Origin of the sequence: Paenibacillus sp. FSL H3-0457 (genome assembly GCF_037981725.1) — a bacterium.
In the GTDB taxonomy this organism is placed as follows: Bacteria; Bacillota; Bacilli; order Paenibacillales; family Paenibacillaceae; genus Paenibacillus; species Paenibacillus amylolyticus.
Genome location: NZ_CP150283.1, coordinates 3,343,295 through 3,370,283, shown reverse-complemented (window position 1 = coordinate 3,370,283; position 26,989 = coordinate 3,343,295). Strand labels below are relative to the sequence as shown.

General features: G+C 47.1%; 20 protein-coding genes. 1 reads left to right on the top strand and 19 read right to left on the bottom strand.

Translation table 11 applies throughout. The features are described 5' to 3' along the window. Window positions 1-270: 270 nt before the first annotated feature. The 4 genes from MHH25_RS15015 to MHH25_RS15000 form a co-directional block, all read right to left on the bottom strand. On the bottom strand, window positions 271-1,110 hold the full coding sequence (locus tag MHH25_RS15015; RefSeq protein WP_036671125.1) for an SUMF1/EgtB/PvdO family nonheme iron enzyme: 840 nt from the start codon (window positions 1,108-1,110) through the stop codon (window positions 271-273). A 133-nt stretch (window positions 1,111-1,243) separates the two neighbouring features. Further along, window positions 1,244-1,879 carry a glycoside hydrolase family 11 protein gene (locus MHH25_RS15010; RefSeq protein ID WP_100526251.1) on the bottom strand — a complete coding sequence of 212 codons (636 nt, stop codon included), beginning with the start codon at window positions 1,877-1,879 and terminating at the stop codon, window positions 1,244-1,246. Window positions 1,880-1,950: 71 nt separating this feature from the next. Continuing rightward, complete coding sequence (locus tag MHH25_RS15005; protein ID WP_127548532.1) at window positions 1,951-2,724, bottom strand: alpha/beta hydrolase-fold protein; 774 nt, start codon at window positions 2,722-2,724, stop codon at window positions 1,951-1,953. A 41-nt stretch (window positions 2,725-2,765) separates the two neighbouring features. Then, entirely contained in the window at window positions 2,766-4,049 is a 1,284-nt protein-coding gene (locus tag MHH25_RS15000) for an SGNH/GDSL hydrolase family protein (RefSeq protein WP_340020380.1), read from the bottom strand. Window positions 4,050-4,337: 288 nt separating this feature from the next. Here MHH25_RS15000 and MHH25_RS14995 point away from each other — a divergent pair, with 288 nt between their 5' ends. Continuing rightward, complete coding sequence (locus tag MHH25_RS14995) at window positions 4,338-5,480, top strand: glycosyl hydrolase family 8 (RefSeq protein WP_340020379.1); 1,143 nt, start codon at window positions 4,338-4,340, stop codon at window positions 5,478-5,480. A gap of 224 nt (window positions 5,481-5,704) precedes the next feature. Here the strand turns inward: MHH25_RS14995 and MHH25_RS14990 are convergent, their stop codons facing one another. The 15 genes from MHH25_RS14990 to MHH25_RS14920 form a co-directional block, all read right to left on the bottom strand. Then, entirely contained in the window at window positions 5,705-7,354 is a 1,650-nt protein-coding gene (locus tag MHH25_RS14990) for an ABC transporter substrate-binding protein (RefSeq protein ID WP_340020378.1), read from the bottom strand. Window positions 7,355-7,383: 29 nt separating this feature from the next. Continuing rightward, window positions 7,384-8,313: a carbohydrate ABC transporter permease gene (locus tag MHH25_RS14985; RefSeq protein ID WP_036615892.1), complete on the bottom strand. Its 930-nt coding sequence runs from the start codon at window positions 8,311-8,313 to the stop codon at window positions 7,384-7,386. A gap of 27 nt (window positions 8,314-8,340) precedes the next feature. Next, window positions 8,341-9,195: an ABC transporter permease subunit gene (locus MHH25_RS14980; protein WP_076212151.1), complete on the bottom strand. Its 855-nt coding sequence runs from the start codon at window positions 9,193-9,195 to the stop codon at window positions 8,341-8,343. A gap of 275 nt (window positions 9,196-9,470) precedes the next feature. After that, window positions 9,471-11,822 carry a helix-turn-helix domain-containing protein gene (locus tag MHH25_RS14975; RefSeq protein ID WP_340020377.1) on the bottom strand — a complete coding sequence of 784 codons (2,352 nt, stop codon included), beginning with the start codon at window positions 11,820-11,822 and terminating at the stop codon, window positions 9,471-9,473. Window positions 11,823-12,116: 294 nt separating this feature from the next. Further along, entirely contained in the window at window positions 12,117-13,823 is a 1,707-nt protein-coding gene (locus tag MHH25_RS14970) for an RICIN domain-containing protein (RefSeq protein WP_076253040.1), read from the bottom strand. After that, complete coding sequence (locus MHH25_RS14965; protein WP_076253039.1) at window positions 13,820-14,041, bottom strand: hypothetical protein; 222 nt, start codon at window positions 14,039-14,041, stop codon at window positions 13,820-13,822. Before MHH25_RS14965 ends, MHH25_RS14970 begins: the two co-directional genes overlap by 4 nt. Window positions 14,042-14,099: 58 nt before the next feature. Then, window positions 14,100-15,047 carry a carbohydrate ABC transporter permease gene (locus MHH25_RS14960; protein ID WP_036615897.1) on the bottom strand — a complete coding sequence of 316 codons (948 nt, stop codon included), beginning with the start codon at window positions 15,045-15,047 and terminating at the stop codon, window positions 14,100-14,102. Window positions 15,048-15,064: 17 nt separating this feature from the next. Beyond that, window positions 15,065-15,910 (bottom strand): sugar ABC transporter permease, encoded by an 846-nt coding sequence (locus tag MHH25_RS14955; protein WP_082219083.1) that lies wholly within the window; start codon window positions 15,908-15,910, stop codon window positions 15,065-15,067. Window positions 15,911-15,963: 53 nt separating this feature from the next. Further along, entirely contained in the window at window positions 15,964-18,540 is a 2,577-nt protein-coding gene (locus tag MHH25_RS14950) for a DUF5696 domain-containing protein (protein WP_076253038.1), read from the bottom strand. A 17-nt stretch (window positions 18,541-18,557) separates the two neighbouring features. Further along, a complete protein-coding gene (locus tag MHH25_RS14945; RefSeq protein WP_074095068.1) occupies window positions 18,558-19,193 on the bottom strand; it encodes a YIP1 family protein in 636 nt (211 codons plus the stop codon). Next, complete coding sequence (locus MHH25_RS14940) at window positions 19,177-20,640, bottom strand: NHL repeat-containing protein (protein WP_076253037.1); 1,464 nt, start codon at window positions 20,638-20,640, stop codon at window positions 19,177-19,179. The genes MHH25_RS14945 and MHH25_RS14940 overlap by 17 nt, the downstream gene beginning before the upstream one ends. Window positions 20,641-20,655: 15 nt before the next feature. Beyond that, on the bottom strand, window positions 20,656-21,531 hold the full coding sequence (locus MHH25_RS14935; protein WP_026081082.1) for a carbohydrate ABC transporter permease: 876 nt from the start codon (window positions 21,529-21,531) through the stop codon (window positions 20,656-20,658). Window positions 21,532-21,533: 2 nt separating this feature from the next. Continuing rightward, window positions 21,534-22,490 carry a sugar ABC transporter permease gene (locus MHH25_RS14930; protein WP_036615906.1) on the bottom strand — a complete coding sequence of 319 codons (957 nt, stop codon included), beginning with the start codon at window positions 22,488-22,490 and terminating at the stop codon, window positions 21,534-21,536. A gap of 19 nt (window positions 22,491-22,509) precedes the next feature. Beyond that, window positions 22,510-25,407 carry an extracellular solute-binding protein gene (locus MHH25_RS14925; protein WP_076253036.1) on the bottom strand — a complete coding sequence of 966 codons (2,898 nt, stop codon included), beginning with the start codon at window positions 25,405-25,407 and terminating at the stop codon, window positions 22,510-22,512. A 105-nt stretch (window positions 25,408-25,512) separates the two neighbouring features. Then, the gene (locus MHH25_RS14920; protein WP_340020376.1) at window positions 25,513-26,868 is read right to left on the bottom strand and encodes an extracellular solute-binding protein; all 1,356 of its coding nucleotides are present in this window, start codon (window positions 26,866-26,868) and stop codon (window positions 25,513-25,515) included. Window positions 26,869-26,989 lie beyond the last annotated feature (121 nt).

The window sequence follows — 26,989 nt, the reverse complement described above, 5'->3', positions numbered from 1 at the left end:
GCTAAACAGCAGAACAACAGCAGGATTGTTGTCTGCTCGCACAACTTTGGAGAACAAAATTTCTACCAGTCTCATCGTCATTTATCAATAACATAGAACATGGTTCCATCGGACTGTACTATAAGAACGCTCCGATTTTAGCGAAGCGCCGGGATAACAATTCAAGTGTAACGCTTACATTTTGGTACAACAACCTGTTAAACTATAGGTTTTCACCCGACAAAGTATAGGTTTAGCTCAGAAGTAATCTATTTCCAGGAAAAAGAGTTTTCATTCTCCACGCACAATACGGAATCCTTGATCGGGACCAAAACCATTTGCATCAAATTTGCCTCGAAATGATATTTCATTGTTATTGACACCGCCGATCCAGCCTCCGCCTTTCACAACTCGCCAAGTTTGATTTGGACTCTCCGAATCGCTGTACCAGTCCCAGCACCATTCTCTCACATTCCCAGACATATCATAGATTCCTAACTCATTCGCCTTCTGAGTTCCGACTTTTTTGGTTTGATTACGATTGCTCTCAATAGCGGGCCAGCTCCAGTCACCCGTCAGAATGTTCTCGCCGGCATTTACCCAGTACCAAGCAACTTCATCAGGATTGTTACTTCCGCTGTATGTGTAATTTAAGCTCTTTTGACCTCCGCTTGCAGCGTATTCCCATTCTGCCTCTGTGGGTAAACGGTAACCGTTGGCGTCCTCGTTGATCGTTACATTCCATTTTATAGTGTCATTTTCATTGTGATTATTCGTGTCCTGGTTGTCTTTATCTATATTGTAATAAGGTTTCAGGTTTTCTTTTATACTTTTTTGATTACAGTATTCCACTGCGTCATACCAGCTGACCATTTCAACAGGCAGGTCATCTCCCTTGAAGCCAGAAGGGTTTTCCCCCATAACCTCCATCCATTCTTTTTGAGTTACTTCGTATTTGCCAATATAGAAGGAATCCAGCGTTTCATTCCTATCGATCTGACTCGGCTTACTGCTCTTGAAGGCTCCTCCTTCGACGAATACCAAGTCATCGCTTAATTTCGTATTACTTGCTGAACAAGCACTTAGACTAACAACTATAGCGATTAAAGTTAACCATACCAGCTTCTTCATTCAATTATTCTCCTTTACTAGCTTAAATCCGGGAACGTCGAGGTCCGTTAGTCTGGAGAATAACGTTACTCAACGCTACCGGAAAATTGAATTTCAAATGCAGGTGCAGAAGTTGAACTGCATCACATCATTTTTACCAAACCGTCACGTTTGCGCTTCCGCTACTTTGATAACCTTCCGTTGCCATCACCTGATAGGACCAGCTGTTGCCTAAGTACATCCCTTTGCTCGCCCATGCATTCACATGATTACTGAACGTGATGGTAGAATTGACTCCGATTGGTTTCTTGGTCTGTCTAACACTCCAATACTGAGGGAAAGTCTGAGTACCATCAATGGAAGGTGCATTGTATCTCATCGTTGTATAGATGTCATATGTGCCGCCATCACTAGTCATCGAGCCCTTATACGTTCCGGTAGGACGATACGTTCCCCAGCTATCCACCACGTAATATTCAATTAGAGCGTTTCTAGTCCAACCATAGAAGGTGAGATAGCCGTTACCTGAAGGAGAGAATACGCCGGCATTATAATTGACCACTCGATTAGGCGTACCATATGTCCACCCTTTCCCGACAACAAAGTTCCCAGTATTTTGCCAATTCACGCTGTAATTCCCGCCCGATCCATTCACGGCGTTGACCGTTCCTCCGCCATCTGTCCAATTTTGCCAATAATCTGTTGCTGCGCTTGATGTTGCTGCGAAGACACCAAAACTCATGGAAGCTGCGAGAACAACGGTCATTAATTTTTTTCCGAATTTGAACATGGATGATACCTCCTGATATTTTAATAGATTTGGTTGATGCTACAATCCGATATGAATGTTCTTCAGCAAATTCACTTGAAAAGACGTTGCGAAAACAGATACAGATCGTTCTTCCACACGGGCCAATCATGTCCTCCACTTTCCTCATGCCAAATGTGAGGTACTCCGTGTTGCGCCAAATATTGGTGAACCCCAAGACTAATCTCTATAAGATTGTCCTGTTCACCGCAAGAGATCCATAATAGCGAGAGCAATGAAGGCGCTTTCGAAAGATCAGGGACAAGTAGCTCCGGACTTCTGGTGTTTGGGGCTGCGGAGAAAGCACCGATCCATGCAAAATGGTCTAGATTACTTAATCCGATATTTAAGGATTGACCTCCACCCATGGATAAACCAGCAATCGCCCTTTTATCCCGGCTTTTATGCAAAGGGTAGTTCGACTCCATGTAAGGTATCAAATCGTTGAGCAGATCGGATTCGAACCGTTTAAATGCTTTGATTTTCTCAGGTTCAAACAGGTCTCCTACGGCTCGATCATTCGACATTGCGCGACCGTTGGGGAAAACAATAACCATCGGTTCAAGCATATTATCGTTGTACAGATTATCGAGAATAATTTGCGGAGAACCATGAGTATGCCATTCGGTTTCGTCTCCGCCAATACCATGCAAAAGAAAAAGTACAGGATACATCGTTGTCGAAGAAAATTCTGGTGGGGTGTACACCATCGCTTTACGGGAATTGCCAACCGTGGTGGAAGGATATTCTACCGTCTCCATGACTCCACGTGGTATATTCTCCCGATACTGGTCATATCCCGTTACTGCTGGTGAGATCAATTCCATTCTCTTTTCCTCCGAACATATGAGTGACTATCAGTCTTCAGTTAATCCACATAGCCAAAACCCAGAATGGTGAAGCATTTATGTTCATGGCCTTCCGCCATTTCGATCTCGATGGAGTGCTCCCCCACATGCTCTTCGTTAAGCAGAAGTGTGGCATGGCAATGGGTCCAGTTTACTTGACGCGGATCGACTTTTTGGACAAATACCCCATCTACCTTGATATGTGCAGTTCCGAATTCATCGTTACCAGAATCCTTGAAGATCAGAATGAGGCGTTTGCACTGCAAACTTATCCGAAAGCTACTCTGATCCTCTTTTCCCTCTCCTGTACGCATCCAGTTGTTGGGGAACTGAGGTGTACCATAGTCATGAGCATCCATCTCAGCCATCTGCAGATCCGTGTCCGTTTTACAAAAAGAGCCTGCATCGATTCGGGCAATATGATTGCCATTTTTCCGATCCAACAGCTTCACATTAACAAATTCATTCCCAATTAGCGGAGCTTTTTCAATATGATGATCTTTCTCATCCCACTCAGAACGATTCGTCACGTCGAACAAATATTCCAAACAATCGGCCATAATTCGATGCCCTATATTAGTTGGATGATATATATCATGGAAAAATTGCTTTTTGGAAATAACGTTGCCTTCACCTTTTGTCTTATTGAACTGATCTACGACAGCATCTTTCACACTTACCATTGGCAGATCATAATGCCAGCCTACCGGAGCGAGACGATCCTGTAGATTCCAGTCATTTTCGAATACACTGAATAACAAGATGACCGCTGGCTTGTTATCGGCAGTAAGTGCTTTGAGTACCAGACTCTCGTAACATTTACCTTGGGTTTCATCATCTGCGTCATTGACTGCGAATTCGATTATGACAATATCCGGCTGAACGGCACCTCCCCTCAGCACATCACGATCATAACGTACAATCCCCAGTTCTGAAGGAGTTCCACCCACACCTGCTTTAATCAGATGAATCGGACTATCTTTTGAAAGCGCAAACATAAACTTGAACGACTCATACGACCGATAAGCGTAACTTTGGAGATGAATAGGTACTGCACCAGCACCATGGGTAATGGAGCCTCCAATATAAGCGATAACGACAGGTTCGCCGTTTTTTGCCTTCTCAATGGCTCGTTTTAATCTGACATTATTTCCTTTGTTCAGAAGAGATCGGCCAATCATGTCGCGATATCTAGGTGACCCAAAATCAATTGCGGGCTTGACTGCCGACGCTGTCACTCCAACTGGATCGCACGGTGCAGTGAATTCCGTGTTTTCACCTGCATCTCCTGAATCCTGGAGCATAAATCATCATCACATCCTTCCGGTTTAGATTCTGACCATCCTCAAACAACTTTTAAAGAATCACAGCTTGTATTATTAGATCAGATGTGATCCTTCTCCCAAAGTGTATCCCTTACATAATTTTACAACAACCTGACAAAGTATAGGATTTTAACCAATATATCATTTTAATTTGAGTACAATGACATGCAGATATGAACACCTATAATTTTTCATGTAAACGCTTTAATTTGTATACTATTTCCATGTTATAATTTTGAAAAACCGCATTGATGAAGGAGGATACTCATGAATATCACGGGTCAAGGCGCGTGGGATACGGGTACATATACAAATCTGTTCTTGAAGCTAGGCTACGATGAGAATGAGATCACGAACAGATTGGAAGAAACATGGAACGAGCTGTTTTACGGCGATGATAATACTCGAATATATTACCCCATGGGTGAGGATAAGGGTTATTTGCTGGACACTGGTAATCTCGATGTTCGCTCCGAGGGCATGTCCTATGGCATGATGATGGCTGTTCAGATGGACAAAAAAGAGGAATTTGATCGACTCTGGAATTTCTCACACTCGTTTATGCAACATAAAGCGGGTCGTTATAAAGATTATTTTGCCTGGCATTGCAAGCCTGACGGAACCCAACTCTCGCAAGGTCCTGCTCCTGATGGTGAGGAGTTTTTTGCCATGGCGCTTTTTTTTGCCTCCAACCGCTGGGGCGATGGCGCTGAACCTTATGATTACAAGGCACAAGCCCGCAAGATTCTTCGTGCATGTATACATCAAGGCGAAGACGGCGAAGGCGATCCCATGTGGGACCCGGAAACAAAACTGATCAAATTCATACCAGAAACACCGTTTAGCGACCCATCCTACCATCTGCCTCATTTTTATGAACTATTCGCGAAATATGCGGATGAAGAAGATCAGCGCTTCTGGAAAGAAGCGGCGGCCGCTAGTCGCGCTTACCTTCATACAGCCTGCCATCCCGTAACGGGACTATCACCTGAATATGCGAACTATGACGGCTCTCCGGCACCAATACAGCCGCATGGTGATTTCAGACATTTTTACAGTGATGCCTACCGTGTTGCTGCAAATATAGCGCTGGACTGGGAATGGTTCCGCAAGGATCACTGGCAGATCGAACAATCCAATCGGATTCAATCCTTCTTCAGTGATATTGAAATGTCCGATAATCGTCGTTATACAATAGAAGGTGAACCTTTCGATGAACCTTCACTGCATCCTGTAGGTTTGCTGGCTACCAATGCCATGGCTTCACTGGCTGCGGACGGTCCACATGCTGACACATTCGTTCGCAAGTTCTGGAACACACCTCTGCGTCAAGGAGAGCGACGTTATTACGACAATTGCCTGTATTTTTTCAGCATGCTCGCTCTAAGCGGAAGATATCGCATGTACTAAACTAAGGAAATGTGCATGAGCCGTTGAACCTGTCCTGTGAACATTTGGCTTGCAGGACAGGTTCAATCACTGAATTTTAAGAAAAATGCAACGATATTACGATTTAATCTATATCAATAAAAAACGTTCCCGGCTCGCATATGTTGACTGCGAACCGGGAACGCGTTTGGTTGTGCAAATACAGGCAGTAACTTTTCCCGCTCTGTATGATCCAGATACTTTAATTATTTGGAGACAGAGGAAGTATCATAGGAAGACTGCATAATCTCCAGATATCGATTAATGTTCAGTCCCTCCAGGCCTTTCACATATTCATCCCAATCCTTATCCAGACTTTTGGCGCCAGTAATAAATTGCAGGGCGTTCTGATCGATGTAATCCTTGAGATTGGTCTGCATCATGCTGGCTTCATCAGCTTGGGACGGATCTACCCACAATGCCCAATGAGGGAAAATCTCTTTTGGTTCCTTGCCCTCCATTAACAATGTCGCCTCATAGAGACGTCGCTCACCACCATCATTGGCATAGATGTCTGTCCCCTGTACTTCGGAGTCCCGATATGCCTGATAATGATTGTACTGACTTAATGCAGCCCAACTGTCATTACGAGGTTCTTCTCCAGAAGGAAGCGGAATGGCTTTATATAACGGCTCAATCTGATCATTGAGCGCCACTTCCCCTTCTTGTGGTTTGCGCCAGCTTACGCCCTCTTCTCCCAGATATGATGCCATGGTTCCTTCCTGGGTATAGAGATAATCCAGCAGCTTTATGGCCGCGATCTGTGTTTCCTCACTGGCTTTGTTTGTCAGTACAAAAGACGCTCCGGGATCAATCGGATAGTTGTACGTAGCATAAGCAGCATGGGGTCCCTTCAATGGAGGGATGGGATTGTAATCATTCCCGTAAGGAGAACCTTCGGCAGTGGTTACGAATAATGATGGATGCATCGCTGCTCCCGCACCGAGAAGCTGTGCATCAGCGTTATCTCCAATTTTTTTGAAGGCCCCGACGTTTTGGGTAAATGCCCCTGGATCAATCAACCCTTCATCGTACAGGGATTTAATATAGGCAAGCCCTTCTTTCCACTCCGGTTTGTTCACTACGGTCTCCACTTTCCCCTGATTGACAATGAGATAATTCCGATCGTCGTCATAGATAAAACCGTTCATCAAGTACGGAATAATGTGCACACCGAAATTTTCAGTCGAACCGCTTAGCGGTACTTCGTCGGCTTTGCCGTTCCCGTTCGGGTCTTTCGTTTTAAATGCCCGAAGCATTTCCTTAAATTCTTCTGTCGTCGTGGGTTCGGTCAGGCCCAGTTGTTCCATCCATTTGGTGTTGACCCACATCTTGTTTGGGTATGAACAGTGAAAACATTCATTCAGACCCGTCAGACCATAGATATTTCCGTCAGGAGCAGTGTTCATGGCCCGATAATAGTCATTGCTCTCAAGTACTTTTTTAATATTGGGAGCATGCTCCTCAATCAGATCATTCAGCGGCAAAATAACCCCCTGCTGACCAAACTTCAACAAGTCTGTCTGGGAGAAACGATCTACCCAAGGGATGAGCAGATACAAGTCCGGATAATCACCGGAAGCCAGTGAAATCTGTCTTTTCTCCGCTGCACCGTCGAATGGAACCGTAGTCCAGTTAAACTGAATATCAAACTTCTCTTCCATTTTCTTCGTGAATTTATTAGTGGACAGGTTGGTATCCGAACCCTGGTGAGCAAACACATTAATGGCCGTCTTGCCTGACGGATTGCTGCCTTCCCCGTTCCCCTTATCAGAACTTGAACATCCGGCAAGTACCAACGAGGTAAACAGCATACAGGCAAGAATGATGAATCCCGCTTTTTTCAATACAATCATCTCCTTCATGAATAATAGAAAAAATGAACTTATCCTTTAACTGAGCCAATCAGCATACCTTGCACGAAATACCGTTGAACAAAAGGATAGATGATTAGCACCGGCAAGCTGGCCATCACAATTAACGAGTACTTCATGAGTTCAGCCATCTGCTGCTGTTTGATCATTTCCGATGCATCCATGCTCCCCGTACTGCTGTTCAGAATAAGAATGCTGCGTAATATCAGCTGTAGCGGATAGAGCGACTGTGATTTCAGGTAAATGAGGGCGTCAAAGTATGCATTCCACTGACCGACAGCGTACATAAGTGACAACACGGCGATAATCGGTTTGGCGAGTGGCAGGATAATACTGAAGATAAACCGGATGTCACTGCAGCCATCGATGTCTGCTGCTTCGGACAACTCTTCCGGTATCGAATTCTGAAAAAAGGTACGGGCAATGATGACTTGCCATACCCAGACGGCATTGGGAATCAGCAACGCCCAGCGGGTATCTATCAGTCCCATGGTTTTGACCACCAGATAGGTAGGGATCAAACCGCCTGAGAACAGCATGGTAAAAGTAATAAACATCATTAACGAGCTGCGACCAACAAACGTTTTTTTGGATAATGGATAAGCAATCATAATGGTCAGTGCCACGCTGATGAAGGTGCCGCAGGCTGTATAAAAAAGGGAATTGGCATACCCGGTAAGGACTTGATCATTCCGCAATACAGACTTGTAACCGTCAAACGTCAGGTCAATGGGCCACAACCAGACTTTTCCCGAGGAGACGGCAGCAGGGCTGCTGAGCGAAGAACTCACAATATATATCAAGGGATACAGCACGGCAATCAGCACCACTGTCAACATGAAGTAAACAACCGTTATAAATACGCGGTCTCCCCAGGATTCACGAATCGTACTGCTGCTCTTGATCCGCGAACGACCTGCATTTGTCTGTGTGTTAGGCATGGGTTGGTTCTCCTCCTTTCGCTCCCGTTACCATAAGCTTGTATTGGACAGTCGCTTGGCAACCGCGTTTACAATTAATAGCAGAATCAGGTTAATCACCGAATTGAACAGACCAACCGCAGTAGCGAAGCTATAATTGGCATTCAGCAATCCTATTTTATAGACATACGTGGAGATAATCTCCGAAGCAGACAGGTTGAGCGGATTTTGCAGCAAATATATTTTTTCGAACCCAACAGCCATGATATTCCCTACACTCAGGATCAGAATGATGACGGCTGCCGGAAGTAGTCCAGGCAGATCAACATTGATGATTTTCTGTATTCGGTTGGCTCCGTCCACTTTGGCGGCTTCATACAGGGATGGATCAACACCTGCCAGAGCAGCCAGATATATCACAGCCGAGTACCCCATTCCCTGCCACACATCGGAGAATACGTAGATGGATCGAAACAGTCCGGGCTCACCTAGAAAATTCACCGCTTCGAAACCAAGGGCGCCTGCAATCGTGTTGACAATACCCAGCCTAGGAGACAGAAAGAGCATAATGATGGAGACCATAACAACGGTAGAGATGAAATATGGAGCATACGTCACCATTTGTACTGTTTTTTTGAATCGTATGTTTTTGATTTCGTTCAGCGCCAGCGCCAGTAATATAGGAATCGGGAAACCAACGATCAGGCTGTAAAACGAAATGTAAAGCGTGTTCTTGATCAGCGTGACAAACGCCGGATTCTGAAAAAGTAATTCGAAATACTTGGTTCCGGCCCATGGACTGCCCCAGATCCCCTTGATGACGTTGTAATCTTTAAATGCCAGGACCGCATTCACCATGGGAACATACTTGAAAATAATAAAGTAAGCAATCGGTGGCAGGATCAGCAGATATAGCTGCCAATGTCGCCTCCAGCTTCTGGATAATGCTTGCTTCAAGGCAAACGGTTTACTCGGTTTCTCCACGGACTTTGATTCACTGGTCATTGTGGTTCTCAGAATCATCCCCCCATTCTTGGCTTCCAATCGGGCTGAACTTCAGCTCAACTTGGTAGCGCTTACTTTTTGAGTAATCATAAGATTGCGCTGGGGATGCGTAAAGGTACAGTTACGCTGAGAAAGTACAAAAAGCGAATATAGTTCCCGAGAAACAGCCTACATTAACCGCTATGAACGTCCATTTTCCGAAATACACTCGGAGAAATGCCGCGTACCCGCTTGAAAGCTCGGCGGAATGAATGTGCACTGTTATACCCGGTGGCCTCCGCTATCTCGTCAATGGTCTGACCGGTGGAGTGCAACAAGTTCGAGGCAGCATCAATGCGTACTCGTTCTACATAATCGGAAAGATTCTCTCCCGTATGTTCTTTGAACAGTTGGGATATAAACTTCTCGGATTTGCTCATGTGCTCGGCAATCCGATAGATCGTCAAGTTTGCATCCCCATAATGTTGTTGGATAAAACAAATCATTTCGCTTACAGTATCCGCATGTGCTCCTGCTCTTCTTCTCTGGAAATCACCGCAGATGTCTTCCGTTAACCGTTTGAATTTTGCACGCAGCGAAGTAATCGTTTCTGTCATCTGAATGGATGTCACCCGAGTTTTATATTCCTCCAGCAGGGAGGCATCCAGCTTGAATTTGGGTTCGTCCAGCTTCAGAAAAGTCCCCTTCAGCTCCATGATGAACTGCTGTGTCATCTCGTAGGACAGTTCCCGCTCTTCTAAATTACGAAGAAACAATTGCTCCAGAATGCGTATCGCCTCTTCAGGCTCCCCGACTTTGATTGTGTTCAGCAGGCGCTGTTCAGACTCAATCGGATAATAGAACATTTCATTTTCCTTCATCGTATCTTCAAATCTCACCAGATGGTCTGTTCCCATATGAATGGCATAATCCAGAGCTTGTTTGGCTTCGTCAAAGGAACGCCCTGCATCATTCCAGACCTCGTAAGCTGCACCTGTGCCAATTGTTGTGGATATCCGATGCTCCCGGTAGATCACTTCCATCAAGGTGTTCAGCTCTTTTTCACATCTCCCTATAGCTTCATTCAGTTGGTTCTCATCCAATGGACAGGCAAAAGCGATCTGGTCTGTTCCCCAATCCGTGATCAGCAGCTGCGCATTCCACTCTGTAAGTACCTGTTTGATGAGCAGCCTTGCGACACCCAGTTCATGGATCGTTTCTTCACTGTCCGGATTGGCATATCCGTTTACCTTCACTAAGCCTGCCAAGCCCTTGCTGCTATGAAGAGAAATGTGCGCCTGGGATGAGATAACCTCCAACTCAAGTGAGGTATAGACTTCTCCCGTTAACAAACGTTTGATAAAACCGTCTCTCAATAACGGAATCTGCTCATTCATGGCGTTTTTAAGTGAGTCATTATTAGCAATGAGATTGTTAATATGGCTTGCCAAAAAATCATATTCATTGCCCCGTCTGCCTGGGGAATCGGTGATTTGTTCCCTAAAAGAGGCCAACAATCTGTAAACGGGTGCACTATTCCGATAGGCCAGAACTAGCCCGAATAACAGTCCCAAGGCAATGGTTGCCAAAGTAAAGACCAGCGTGACTTGTTTGATTTGGTCCGCTTTTGTCATGAGTGCTTTCTCCGGAATCCCTGCCATGTAATTCCATCCATTTTGACTGGACTGCATCGATATCAGCAGCCGACCATCACTTCCAGGCTGTACATTCTGCACGTTCAGCTCCGTTTCCGCAGCGTTATCTTCTCTCTGGCGACTCTGTGCCATTTGCTCGGCTTCGGCTTGTTCAATGCCATGGGAGAAAATGATCTGTCCTTCCGCATCAGTGACGAGAGTCCAGCCGCCATATTGATCCACAATATTTTGAGTAAGGCTGGCCATCTGATCCTGATCAATCATGACACCAATCGTCGCTTGCGGTTTGTTGAAGCTGTTCAAAGGCAGAGATTGCAGAAACGTAATGGCGGGAACGTCTGCAAGCACAGTGCCGAGTATTTCACGTTTATAGTTTCGAAGCGGTATGATTTCATTAAAGTGTGGTTGTTTGAGAATTTGGTCATGCCATTGTTCAAACGACATACCGTCCAGCTGATTGGCAGCATAATAATGCTCTGGACGATAATACACAGTTCTTGGTGTGATGATGGCATTGTAGTTCGGAATGTGAATGAAGAAATGGGACAAGTAATCATTGGTACTGCTGTACATGGAGAGGCTCCGCTGCATACGGTTCATACCGTAGACATTGTAGAGATCATGCGGCTTTGGGCCAGCAATTAAATTTTGCAAATCGGGATTGACGGCAAGCTGTCTGGTAAAAGCTTCGACTTGAAGAAGATTTCGCTCAATGATCTCTTTGCCAAGACTCAGCGACTTCAAGCTGTTTTCAATGGAACTGGAACGGGCCGCTTCAATAGAAGCTCGGTAAGAGGCATATCCCGCAATTTGAGGAATCATCAGAATGACAAGATACGAAATGAGGAATCGGCGGAACACGGGTGAAAATTTGGACCATAGGAGCTGCATATGTACCCTCCCTTTTTTTATCGAGCGCTTACATTTCTCTGTATTAAGGTAGCTGTTCAATGATACACCGGGCATTTCTTCCTGGTGAAGGTACAACTTCTTCCTTATGGTACATTTACATACTGTAGCGTACAATGCTTGCATGAAAATAATTGTTGGTCTGCGGGTTAGCGCACAAATATAGTTGTATTTTACCTTCGCATGACATCCATCCCAAAGTATCAAAAATAAACGCAAAAAACCTCCCCAAGACATGGAATGACTTGGGGAGGTTTTTGTTTAATGTTGTGCTTATTAATTGCTAACGGCAACAAATTTCCATTGTTGGTTTGTAGCACCTGTGTAGGTGCTCTGCTGCAGCAAGGCTCCATCCGAAGTGGAAGCGTTTGCCACTTCAATCGCTTTATTGCTGTTCACGTTGATGATACTCCAGTACCCGTTACCAAGATCGTTGACCTTAAAATGCTGAGCGGTTGTGTTCAGATTGCTCATGAGTTGAACCGCTTCCCCATTGGTGAGGGTACCGTTGCGAATATCGATGACTTTGTCCGGTGAGTTCACACTTGTCAGTGTATAGTTGCCGCTACCGATCGAGGTCAGAACCCACTTCTGAGGGTTACCGCCCAGATCACTCCACTGCTGGAGCTGAAGATTATTTTCATTTTGACCACCAGGAACATCAACAACTTTGTTGGAATGCCGGGCTACGATTTTATAAGTTGCACCGGATACAAGACCCGTTGTCGGTCCGCCGCCTTGTCCACTGCCCGGGTAAGTCTGAGCACGTTCATGGTACCAGTTGAACAGGAATCGTCCCATGGCACTCCGTGAAGCATCTCCATCCCATTTCAGTCCAGCCGTTGGGTCGGCAAAGGAGCTTCGTGGTCCTTCACTTAGAATGAATCCGTTCATATGAGCTGCAATGCTGACATTACCTGATGCGTTGAAAATCGTTTTGGTATTGGTGCCAAAACCTTCATTGCTACCATTAAACAAGTTCCAATAGGCCGAATCGCCAGGTTTGTTTTTGAACCAGGTTACCTCGGTAATATTAATCGGATATTTGTCAGCAGCTGCCTTCACGTTGGTATTCCACTGGTCTTGCAGGATAGAGAAGTTGTCATATGCGCCATAACCAGGGTACCAGTGAACCGCATATCCATAGTTATTGAGCGGATCAGTCAATGGATGGCTTGCCGTCAAGCTGTAAAATTGGTTGTATCCCAGACCTGCCGCCCAGATGACGTTGTCCGCACCTTTGCTACGAATTGTTGAAATCATGGAATTTTGGAAATTACGCAAGTCATTCCAGTGATCCACAAAGTCATTTTCCCCGTTGTATCCACCCCAATGTCCATTGGCATAGGATTTCACCGGTTCGTTGATCAGTTCGAAGTGAACGTTGTCTGCACTTTTGATCTCCGGGCGTGAAGCGAGATAACCCCAGATTTCGTTGAATTTTTGCAGGTTGGCAGGTGTTGTTGCCTGATCATCCTTCAGTGTGAAGTCCAGTCCCAGGACAACATAGACACCTTTTGTTTTGGCATATTGAATGTACGGAATAATTACATTTTGCGTAACGGTCTGCACACCGGCAAAGTTATATGTACCAGCAGCCACATCTCCCATGTCCTGACGATCGATGAACAGACGCACCTGATTCATATTCCAGCCATGATTGCTTCCGTACTTCGCGCTGGTGTCAGCAAAAGTATCGGTAATGTCTTTCAGATAAGCCAGTGTAGCTGCATGACGGTTATTGCCGTGCAGATTGAGATAATAATTGCTGTCCTGATATGTCCAGTAGGCACCTGAGGGTTGATGCCAACCGTTCAGTAGCACAGGCTGGTTGTTGCTGTTCACCAGGTTTTTGCCGTTTACGTGCAGCTTGCCCATCGGCATGCCCACCCATGCTTCGGCACGGCTGCCTCCCCATGGAGCAATTGTGATCAATAAAGCCAGAATGAGTACAAGTTTACAAGATGTCATGAACTTCTTCACTTTAATTCCTCCTGATCTGATATATTGCCTTGCAATAATGCGAGGTAAGTTCCGTCAGAGTATCTCTGATCAAACAGATCGCTCAGGGTCGGCGCCCGCTCCCGCAACCCGTTCCACACCAGCAGGGGGATCCTGCGCAGGGAAGGATCGCGGTTCTGCTGTGAGCAGACGTTCATGAGATCGTTACATGCCCCCTTTTCACAGATGGAATGTTGCATGAAGTTCCTCCTCCCTCTTCCAGTCTGATCCCACTCCAAACGTACAGAAGAACTTAACTTAACCGACGATTCCCGTACGCTCTACACTCTCTACGAAATATCGTTGCACAAACAAATAGATGATGATCAAAGGCAGAATGGCAAGAAGAATTCCTGTATCCTGGATCATGCTCAGATAGAACGGATCGGCCTGGGAAGCTGCACCGTCGGTAACCTGCTGGGCCAGATTATACGGAAGGGACGATAACTGGGTCGACATGACTTTACTTGAAGTCAGATAAGTCGTCGTATAAAAGCTGTCGTTCCACTGCCATACGAAGGAAAACAGCATGACTGTTACCATGGACGGAATGGCATTGGGCAGCATAATTCTTGAAAATGTTCGTCCGATGCCCGCGCCGTCCACATAGGCCGCCTCCTCCACTTCCTTCGGAATACCTCTGAAGAATTGCCGGAAGATAAAGATGTACAAGCCGGCCTTAAGTGAATTGGCCGTAATCGCCGTCAGAATAAACGGCCAATAGGTATTAAGCAAATTAACAGGTTTGCCGGCTATAAGCGTCATAAGCCCCATGAGATCAAAGCTTTTCAGATTCAGGTATACCGGAATGAGAATGGTCGTTGGCGGTACAAGAATCGTCAGAATTACACCAGCAAACAGCCAGTTGCTTCCCCTGAATTTCAGTCTGGCGAATCCGTATCCTGCAAGTGCACAGGATGCTGTAGTCAGCAGTGTAGTCGTTGCAGACAGGGCAAACGTATTAAACAGCGTTGCCCAGTAATCCATTACGCGTATCGCCTCTTTGAAATTGTCGATGGAGAAGTTCTGTGGAATCCACACCACCACTGCCGAATACAGATCACCTTTAGCTTTGATGGATGTGGAAACCTTCTGAAATATGGGAAACAGGATAACGAAGGAAAGCCCGGTAATCAGAACGAATCGGATCATGGCCCACAGCCAGCCTTTCCAATGCTCCAGCGATAATAATCGTGATGTTGTCACGTGGGACACCCTCCTTTCTAATCTTGATAGAAGACTCGCTTCGAGAAAATGATGTTTACGATAACCAGAATGATGGCAATGGCCAGAAAGTAGACCCATGCCATGGCAGAACTTAATCCAAAGTCAAATTTGACGAAGCCGGTATCCCGGATCAGTTCCGTCATGGCGTTATTGGCAAACGAATCAATGATTGTATAGATCGCATTGACAAAAATAAGCGGGCTGACCATTGGGAACGTAATTTTCCAAAAGGCTTCATAACCCGTTGCCCCTTCCATCTTCGAAGCCTCATACAGTTGAGGGGAAATCGTCTGGATCCCTGCCAAAAAGATCAAAATCTGTACACCGGATTGACTGACGATCTGATAGATCCGATCTACGGCGCTGCTCAGATACGTAACGATCCAATCGCTCACTCCGGCGTTAACCATCAGATTTTCGAGTTCAAATGTCCCGAGTGAGCTTCCACCTGTGCTACTCTGATTAACCGCTTCAATCAGGCTGGTGCTCTCCAGTGTCATAATCACTCCCGATGCCAGAATAACGGGCAGGAAAAAGATCGACCGCGCTACAGCCCGGCCCCTGAACTTCTGATTCAGGATGACGGCAAGGAACAGACTGAATATAACGATAAGCGGTACGTTGATGAGCACGTCTGTGATCGCCTCAATTAACGCACGGTTAAAGCTTGTATTGACGGTCAGCGCCTGAATATAATTGGCAACACCGTTGAACTGAATTGCTATGCCTTCCGCGTTAGCCTGAATTGTACTCATGCTGTATCGCAGAGAGGCTAACAGCGGAATGAAGAAAAACAACACAAAACCAATGAGCCAGGGAAGCACGTAGATTACGCCCCACATGGCTTTCTGCTGAGCATACGTACGACTTCCCCATTTCCATTTCAGGAGCGTCTTCAGAGCTGCTCACCACCAGTCACATAGCTTTGGGCTTCCACTGTATCGTTGTTAACTTCTACAGGGAAGTCGTTATAATTGACGATTACGAACCCGCCACCTTCATATGTTGTCCGGAAGACGCCCTCCTCCAGGGATTCATGGGACATCATGGAACGTCCGGCAAACGGCTGGTTCACCTGGTTCACCTCGTTGTAAATCTCGGCAGCCAGATCGATCCATTGTTCATAATTCGCCGCGTAGAGATCATCATAATCCGTTTCTTTCACAACATGGTTTGGCGCATTGAACCATGCAAAGTAAGGACTGGCTCCATATTCAATCAGCTTCAACACATATTGCCTTGCATTGGTATATGTGGAGAGATTGTATGGCGTCCCCGTATAACCGATGCTGCCGTGTACAACGAGCTGATAGAACGGAATCTCTTCATCCTCCAGCTTGAAACGACTGCTTTTCATTGGCGCATCTGTCAGACCAGTTACATACGGCAGGGCATAAGCGTTCCCACCTTCAGCAACAAGCGAGCCAGACTGCTGTCCGATCTGTTCAAGTGCCTTCTTCACGGAGCCAAGCGCTTGGGTTCGGTCCACCAGCTTTTTCGGATTCATATCGCTGTTTAACTGAGCTGCCAGATCATTCAGGCTTAGTGACAGTCCATCCTTTTGAAGGGACCTCAACTCATCTAACATGTCTGCCGTCACGTCCTCCAGCATGTTGGGCGAAAGCACATAGGATGGTGAACGATCCCGGTCCCGCCGCTGTATGGCCTGGTTCATCGGATATAAGACCGCCGGTTCCTGAGTTAATGTGCGTGAAGCTTCTTTGGACGGTTTAAACCCTTTTTTGGATTGCACATTCAGCAGAGCGATATCGGGATAGAAACCGATGCCCGCTTCTTGTGTATATGCGCTGAATTCCCGCAATCCCTTTTTCCCGCCTACCGCGCCGTCTACTTGGATGGAATCCGGCAGTCGATGATGGAGTCCGCCGTTAAGCCATCCCGCATAGCGCACCTGAATATTGGATACCTTCTTCTCCGTCAAGGCGGAAAGAATGTTTTTGGCTTCATCAAACGTGGTCAAAGCCTCCGTTGAATCATACGGTATGCCCAGCATATGCTGCCTTGTTGTCATGCCACCGAACAATTGCAGATAAAAGGGAACGTTACTCTGCTCCTTGCTGGCATTCAGCTCGGGAAGTCCGCCGTTTTGCACCAGATAATCCCGATAGAGTGATGCAAGTCCCGAGTACGAGGCTTTATCCGCCCCGACAAAAGCATATCGAACGACGAAATCAGACGCGGTCGGTTTCTTCTGGAATTTCGGAAGTGTACGAACCATATCACTTGCCTGAAGCGTCACATCGCTCTTATTCACTACATAGAAGCTTGGATATACGTTGTTGTAACTGTTCAGTTTGCCGCTGATATCGGCATTCACAACTGCAACGGCATCCCCTTCTTCAATAATGCCCAGGAAAGCTCCCTCTTTCCGAATCAGTCCAAATACCGGCAACCTGGCTCTGGCTTCATTCGAACTTGCTTCCCGTAGTTTCATGGTCATATCCGGTCCGTATATATCTTGTTGATAGGCAGGATACTGCAGCTTGCCATTGTTAAAATGGATCAACGCTCCCGAACCGTCCGGCACCAGTATGGAGCCCTCTTCTTCTGAACCCCCGGCCCCGAAGTAATCCATTACAGATATGCTGTTGATCGGATATTCCTCCGGAAAATGAATGCCTGAGGACGGAACACGCACGAGCAGATCCTCTCCATCCAGCTCATATTCCATCGTAAGCATAAACAGCCGTGGTCCACTTCGTTCCTCTTCAATGCCAAACTCGGCATGATCCTGAGCCAGATCCTCCGATGTGTAACCGGCTGTGTCAAAAGCCTTCAAGGCCCGGGACAATTGCAATCCTTGCATCGCCTTATCAATCCGGACGTAAGCGCCTTCATCCTTGTCTTCCGCATAGCCGACCTTCAAGGCCCGTTGCCCGGCCTTGTCTAGCTGTGCAAGCAGCCTTTGTTCGAATCGCTCCTTGCTGATCTTCATCGGCAAGTCTTCTATGGATCGCTCAGTGCTTCCAAACTGGTAGTGGACCCGCACGCCGCTTGGCAGCACCTCGTAGCTTATCTGCTTGTGTGCAACACTATCCGTGAAGGAATTCACGGTGCTGCTCTGTCCGAGGCTGTTGAAGAAGCTGAGCTTCGTCTGTGATGACAAAAGGTCTTTGTTTATCCCGGCAGCAACCCCATCCTGCTCACGATCTGCAGGATTGCTGCGCCAGATCTGGCCGCTCTGCGTGTGAATCACTGCAATTTCGGCAGTCTCTTCGTTAATGAACAACTGCAGCGCAGCATTCTGCGCAATACCTACCATGCCGGGAAGGCGGACATCGCTGAACGATGATTTCAGTTTCTCTCCGGGAGGCAGGGAGGGAAAGTCCGTCTGATCAGCGGCAGTCACTGTCTCGTGAGCGAGCGGTGTTGGCGAGAATTGACAACCGCCAAGAAGCAGACTGCCCGCGAGCAGCATTCCTGTTATTTTTTTGGCTACGGTATAATTCATAACAAATTCCTCCTCCCTTAGCCCCGAAGCACTAATTCCTGATAGATGGTTACGACAAACGATACAATCTGCTGTACAAGACTGAAGAATAACAGGCACAGAAATGCCATAAACGCCATCGCTACAAGTGTCAGCAGCATCGTGAGCACCGTTTTGGCTGGTGTGTACTGATGAACCGTCATATTCCCCACAAATAACAGATATACCGTCCATACAACGGCGAGTGCATTGGAGAAATAATAAAAGGCAGTTTCCTGCGCAGAGATCACAAGACTCAGCCAGATCCATGGAAAATGAATGAGTAACAACGGTACCAGTGCAAAGCACGTTGACATGAAAATCTCGGAGAACTTGCCTTCCCCGTCCATCAATGTGGTTAACGACCAGTTAGCCACACACCAAAACAGTACCGGTATAATGACATATAACATTTCGAGCAGACTGTTCAGGTACTTTGGATTACTGAGATTAATGAGAAAACCGCTGTACTGGGCATGCAAAATTTTGGTGATGACCAGAAGCACCAGGATCATGAAAGCAATCAGCAGTGAGTTTCTCTGGTTCCGTTCATACTTCAATTCCCAGTATCCGTCAAACGGATGAAAAATCAGATGCAGCGGGTACTGGTATAGTTGCTTACTTGATGCCTGCATTCGTAGTCCTCCTTTTCTGCCTGCGAACGATGATGACGGTGACAATCGCAGCGACAGCCAGGAATATACCGGACATCATCCATGAAAAATGCTCACGCATCAGCTCTTTGCGGTACAAAAGAAAAGCTTTGGAATACCCTTTGGGCTCCATGCTGCGCTTGAAATATTTCGCAGACTCGGCGTATTCCTTCTGACGAAGCAATGCTTTGCCAATTCCCGCATACGCATATTCCAAGTTAGCGTTCATCTCGGCAGCTTGGGCAAACAGCACCGAAGATTGATCTTCATCACCGTTATAATAGCTGCGCACCGCTTCGTGGAGTGTACGTCCGTATTCAGTTGTTTGAAAGACGGTGATTTCACCCAGCGCTTTATCCAGAACTAACATCCGGTCTCCCGCACGTTCCAGGGCAACAGGTGTATTAAACTGGCCCAGCCGGTTCCCGATGCCCCCATAAATATGGAGCAGATATCCGTCTCCATTGTAGGTAAAGATTCGGCCCTTGCTGGAATCCAGTACGGAATACATGTCACTGTCACCCACATCCACATCAATCAGGCGGGATGGCCCTGCTTCTTGGGTATACAGCAAATCACCCTGCGGAGTCTGATAGCCTTCTCTGCGCAAAATGTCTGTACCCTGGGCATTCAGCTTCTTGACCGGATCTTTGCCACGATCCCCGCTAGTGGCGTAGATGAAGCCCTCTTCATCCATATCCAGATTGGTAAATTCCGTTGGAGTGAACATCACCATCTGGCTCCGCTGCTCCCGTGTTGCAAACCGTTTCCACAGATACTCCACCGGGTCCACCTGAACTCTGTTCGCTCCAATGAAGGAAGAGAACGTACCATCGGCGCTGAACTCCATGAATCCATCAAATACGCCTTCGGCCATGACGTAGATACGCTCCCCTTTGTCCATAACAATCCGCATCGGTTTAAACTGGAAGTCTTCTTTTAACAGATCCGATTTTGGTTCAGACACGATCTTGACCAGCTTCCCCTGTTCATCCAGATGCACCACCCGGTGATTATCCGAATCAGCGACCAGCAGATGGCCTTTTTCCGTGACGTACAATCCCTGTGGATTTTTAAAATGATCTTCCTTGCCTTCCTGCTCAAATGAATCAATCGTCCGTACCAGCTTGAAGTTGCGATCCATCTCAATGATGCGGCCATTGCCCGAATCGAGCACAAAGACGTGCTGATTGGCGGTAACATGCATGTCGCTTGGCTCTTTCATAGGAGTTGTGTTCAACTTCTTGCCGGTGATAATGGTTGTTGCCTCATATGCCGCGGGTGAAGGAACTGCGTCACCCCAGAAGGAATAATGATACGCATCCGTTTTACCGTCTGCACTCACATAGGGCGCCTCTTGAACGAACAACAGGAGGCAGATCATGCCCATGATGATCGATTTACGTTTTTTCCATGTGCTTCTCCGCACCTCGCTGCCTCCTTTCTACTCTTTCATGCCCGAAGTGGCCATCGTCTGCATAACACTGCTCTGAGAGATGATAAACAGAGTGATCGGTACGATCATCAGCAGCAAAGCAACAGCCGCACCTACACCAGCTCTTGCAATCCCTCCCTGCACAATCTGACTGAGCGCATAATGCAGCGTTTTGAGATTTTCACTGTAAATGAAACTCCCGCCATCCGTTCCCCATAACGCTGGAAACTGCAGGATCATGAGCGTGAGCCATGCCGGCTTCACATTGGGCATCACGATGCTCCAGAATATCCGGTATTCATTGGCTCCGTCGATTTTGGCTGCCTCCAGCAAAGCATCGGGAATCTGCTCCATGAACTGTTTCATCAGGAAAAGTCCCAGCGAGAACGCAAGTGATGGCACAATAATGGACGCATGAGTGTTAATCCAGCCAAGCCAGGACATGACCATGTAGTTCGGAATCGCCGTAACATGCGGCGAGAACATCAGGGACAGAATGACAATGGTGAACAACACTTTGGAACCCGGAAAACGATACTTCGCCAGCGGATAAGCCGCTGCAGATGCAAGAAGAATATGTCCCGCTGTGCCAAGTATCGTAATGAGCAATGTGTTGGCAATATAGCGGGATAACGGCACCCACGAATTGCCCATGAGATTGATCAGATCGGCAAAATTCTCCGTTGTCGGATTGTTCACCCAGAAGCGCGGCGGGAAAATAAACAGCTCATCCAGCGGCTTGAATGCATTGTTGACAGCATAGATGAGCGGAAGCACCATAAAGGAGCCGAACACGCCCAGCAATGCAAATAACATCAGGCTGACGGTAAATGACCGATTAAGCCTTTTTGGCATGCCAAACACGGCACGTACTTTGCTGGTCATCGTCATTCACCTATCTTTCTAAGCATTTTTTGCGTGAAAACGTTTGTACCCAGCATCAGGGCAAACAGAACCGTTGCGATGGCCGAGGCATAGCCCATCTCGAAACGAATGGTTCCGAAGTCCATCAGATGTGTGACAACTGTGTGTGCCGCATAGTTTACGCTCGGGAAACCTGCCAGTGCGATGGAGATCTCAGCTACGGCGAAGGAAGCGGTAATCTGCATTACCGCACCAAACATCAGCTGCGGTCTCATCGAAGGCAAGGTGATGTACCAGAGCTCCTGCCAGCGGTTTTTGATCCCGTCTACGGTTCCTGCTTCAACCAAAGAACGATCAATGGTTTGCAGTCCTGCAATAAAGGCCAGGAAGCTGGTTCCCAGGCTCAGCCACAGCTGTACAATAATGACGATTGCCAGTACATACTTCTCGTCTGCGAGCCATTGGATCGGTTCCAGTACGACGCCAAGGCGCATCAGGAATCCGTTCATATACCCGTAGCTGTCACCCGAGAAGATGATCAGCCAGATGAAAAAGACGTTGCCCGATATGGATGGGGCATAGAAAACCAGCGTCATGACCGCCCGAATTTTAGGAGACAGCTCATTGATGATCCACGCAAACAAAAAGCAGGCTATATAACTGAGAGGGCCTGTAATTACGGCAAAAAGCAGCGTGTTTTTGAGCGCGATCAGAAATACGTCATCGTTCAGGAAAAGCCGGGAATAGTTCTGCCAGCCGACAAATCGCGGCAGCTCCAGCATATTGAAGTGAAAAAAGCTGAGCCCGAGTGAAATGCCGACCGGAATGACAGTAAACATGAAAAAAATCAGCATAAACGGTGCCATCAATACGTAATAATGCCTGCTGAGATACAGATCCCGCTTCAATAGGGACCACCAGCCGACCTGGCGGGTATGGACGGCAGGAGCGGCGGCTGTCTTGGTAGTTTTAGCTTGCAACCGTTACCCTCCCTTTCCTCTATTTCAGATTAAATTCCTTGCGTTTCAACTCTATTTCATCATCAATGTACAAGACATAATCCGATAAGGCTTCACGCGGATTTTCATTAGCATTGACCACTTTGCGGAAGGCGTTGTCCAGATGTCGTCCCGTGAAATAACCTCCAGGAAGCTGTGGGATTCCCTGTACCCATTCCCATTGTTTCTCGAGATTTTGATAATCCTTCACAGGCCAAGGCAATTGCTTCAAGGCTTCGATATTGGCCGTCGGGTAACGGGCAGCCGCTCCCATAAGACCTTCCATTTCTCTCCCATATTCAATCTGGGTCTGCTCAGCAGTCCACCACTTCATGAACTTCCACGCCGCTTCCTTGTTGTCAGCATTTTCGAGCATCATCACCGCGCTCGTAGCGCTGGCCACTTCATGCCGTATGGACCCATCCGGAAGCTGTGTACCCGGAACAATCGTAAAGTCCCAGAGATTGCGGATTTCCGGAGCCATAACCGTCAGCATGTTATACGTGGTGTAATCAGCAATTCCGATCGGCATTTCCCCTGTACGGAAGCGGTTCGGAAAATCGGCTTTGAGCGGAAACTTGTAATTGGTATAAAATTGCGTCCAGCGTTTGAACGCGTCCATTGAAATCTCCGAATCCAGTGCACTTTTCTTCTGGTCTTCGGTGTAGAACGTTCCGTCATTCTGATATAACAACATCGCAAAGGTTGAATTCGGAACCAGGTTGGCATTGTTCAGCGTATCTTCTATAGGCAGATAAAACTCCATGTTATGCTTCTGCAGCACAGCGATGGCGTTATATACGTCTTGCCACGTTTTCGGCGGTTCGAGGCCCAGTTCATTCAGAATATCTTTGCGGTAAAAGAGCATTGGAAAATGCTGTTGCTCCGGAAGGGCATATACCCCGTCGTTGTAGCGGTAAGGCGTCAATCCGCTTTCACGGAACCTGCCCGAAATTTCCTCGAAATCGGGGAACTGGCTCAGATCCGCTGTTGCATTCCTCATCGCATAGTTCACCGGAATGTCTTCGCCCATCTGCATGGCAACATCCGGTCCTTCTCCCGAGAGTGTTGCGGGCAGCAAAATATTCGGCGGAACGAGACGTAACTGCACAGATACATCCGTATCCGGGGTAAACGAATCGTCGATCATGCCTTTCAGTACTTGGGCCTGATCTCGTCCGGTTGTGATCCATACGGTGATGGCATCCTTCTTTTGTTCCACGTTACCAATGCTGTCGTAATCTTCGGTATACGAGGCAACATATGCGCCCAGTTCGTGCTTCACCTGCTGGACGGTGCTCGCTTCCGCTTTTGGCAGCGATTCACCCGGCGGAGATACAACAAGGTAATCCAACGTAATCGGCTGTTCACGTACCGATAGAATCCATGTGCCGAGACCACCTACGTTAATTTTGAACGTATCCAGCCGTTTGGGAACCGTCTCTGGTCTGGCCGCCATATCTTCAAGCTGCAATACCATAGCGTGCAGTACGGCCACTTTGTCACTTTGCTCACCCGTGGCCTTTTCCAGGTAATCTGCAACGGAACGCAAGGTGTCAGCTTGTCGTTCAAACACCTCCGTCATCTCCGGAATACGCCGTTCCAGCTGGTAATCCCGTAGTGGGTCCGGACTGTTGGAGGTGATCATTAATATTTTGCGATACATCTCATTCAGTTCCAGCACGCTGGATTCCACGGTCCGAAGCAGCGGAGCGATGTCGCCAAGTGTAACCGTCATTCGGATTCGATGTTTTCCTTTTTCTAGATGAAACTGATATGGCTGATCTTCTCCCGAACCCAAGACCTGAGTTTGCCAGGCCGGGCTGTAGTTAAATCGAATGCGTTTCATTTCCTTAAACGGAACTTCGCCGTTAATCGTCAGACTTCGGGTGGCATAAATGCCACGCAATTGATCCTGCTTCACCTTAAGCGCCAGTTGATACAGTCCGTCTTCAGGCACGTCAATTTCCCATTCAATCCATTCGCCCGGCAGTTTCCAGTTAATGCCCCCGATAGCGTTCATACGAATTTTCGATACATTATAAGGCTCGAGTGAAGGACTTGATCGGTCCGAGATTGGTGCCAGTGTAGGAGATGATTTGCTAACAGCTTCCTCCCCCTGAACTTTCAGCATGACAGGAGCCGATTGTTTCAAGCCGAGTGAGGCATAGGTTTGCTCCAGCTCTGCATAGGAAGGAACTTCGCTTTCTTGATATAGCTCAATATAATCGATCGCCATGCTTTCTCTTAATGAAGTAAGCGATAACTTCTGACTGCCTTTTTCAAAATAAAACTGAAACGGTTCCTCGAAGTACCCTGCGCTGTCCTTGAAGGAAGTCAGCTGCCATTCGGGCTGTTCCACTTGTCTTGGTCTAAGCTCGTTGCCACGATCGTCCTGCCGGACGTTGTCCTCGCGATTCCCCCATACCCTGTCAAACAGAAGAATATCGGCCCCTCTGAACGGGACCTTACCATTAAGCTCAAGCCTGCGTTCGATCCCGGAGCTTTTGCCTTCTACGGGATAATAGTGAATGCGAATGTTGTACAAACCGCTCACTTGAACGGGAACATCCCATCGAATGGTTCCAGTTTCCGGCGTAATTACGGCATTTCCGTCTAATCCGGCGTACCCTTGCACAACCTCAAATTCTCCATCCTCTGCCTGAACATAAGATTCGCCTTCGATGCGTACAATTTCATCCGGTTTGGCCGTATTGTCATGAGCAGTCAGATAATGCTCATAACTGAATGAATCCTCGGTTCCCGATACCGCCTCAAAGTCCTCAAGCGCATGTACCGTTCCCGGATTACGATCCCGCGATGGATATAGTGTCCATATGGAGAGCACCAAGGCCAGGACAAGCACCAGGATTAGTCCCTTTTTCTTACGTGACCGCATGTTTGAATGTATCCCCTTTCCTGTAAGCGTTGAGAGAACTGAACGATTGACTAACCCGGACAGACCGCACCTTCACTGGTGCGTTCTGCCCGTGTAACGTGATACTTATTTGTAAACCTCATCAATCGCAGCCTGGAAAGGAGCCTTGTATTTCTCGATCAGCGTAGATACGGATACCCCTTCTTTGAGTTCCCCATCAAAATCCCAGAACGGCAAGGACGGGAATGTGTTATGGTCGAGAACCAACATACCTTCCGCAACCTCTCTGGCGTTGTTGATATCTGCTTCATCGGTCAGATGTGTCTCCAGTGTGGATTGTCCTGGATACTCATAGATCGATTCGATCTCATTAATTTTCTCCCAGATGTACATCAGTTGTTCCGGATTCTCTACCGCTTTTGGAATCGTTATAGCTTGGTAACGTGACTCACCGGAGTGATACGCTGTTGCACTTGGACCTTTTGGAAACGGTACAAAACCAATATCGTAGTCCTGCATATCCGTCATAATACCTTCGACTTCGTACATGGCACCTGAATACATCAAGGTGTTGCCTTGACGGAAGAACGTGGATGGCTCTGTCCAATCGCCGCCCTCAGAAGCTCTGCCGACCTTCTCGGTAGCCAGTTTGGACAGGAAGTTCAACGCTTCTTTTGTTTTTGGATCTTCCAGGTTCTGCTTATCCTCTTTGGTCAGAGAAGCCTCGTTGGAATACAGAATCGGTTCCAGCAAGCCCGTTTGAGCGAGTCCCCAAGTGTCTAGCTTGCCATCATTGTTTCGATCTTTGTTCGCTTGCTTGGCAACACTGATGAACGTATCCCAGTTCCATTCATCGGCATCCACATACTCCTGAAGTGGCTTCAAGCCGAGCTCTTGCATGAGTGTGCGATTATAGAAAATTCCGTTGATAAACGAGGACTGGTCCTCGGTAAAGCCGTAACCTTTGCCTTCATACTGCATGTATTCTTTGGTTGTTTTCTGATTGAATACCTTGTCGTTTTTAATATAATCATCCACCGGCCATAACAGATCCTGTTTGGTCAATGCCGGAATGGCATAGTTTTTGCCCAGTCTCACCAGATCGCCAAGCGGTTCACCGGCCATCAGGGAAGCAACTACTTTTTCCTGATATTCACCAAAATCGATGGAAACATATTCAATATTAAAGTTGTGTTTTTTCTTCAGCGCTTCGAGATTCTCAAGGCGTTGAATGTTGTCCGGGTTGTTCCCCTGTATTTCCATGTCCCACCAAGCAACAACCTTGATCGTTCTGCCACCCATGTCAAAGTCCATTTCTGGCGTGGAGTTTTCATTCTTTGGCTCGGTTTCCGCGGGTTTTTGTTCCTCCTGTGGTGTTGTCTTTTCCGGCTCGGGTTGAGCAGTAGGTGCAGAACTGCATGCAGCAATCACCAACAAGACCGCAAATACCAGGCTCAGTAGCATGAACTTGTTTTTTCTCATCGTCTTCCCCCCTGATTGTCGTTTGCTATCACAGTGTATCGTTCAAATGAAAGCGCAAACAACCTGCCGAAATACAGATGTTTACCCGGGCTGAATATAGATTTGCGTAATTTTGCACGAG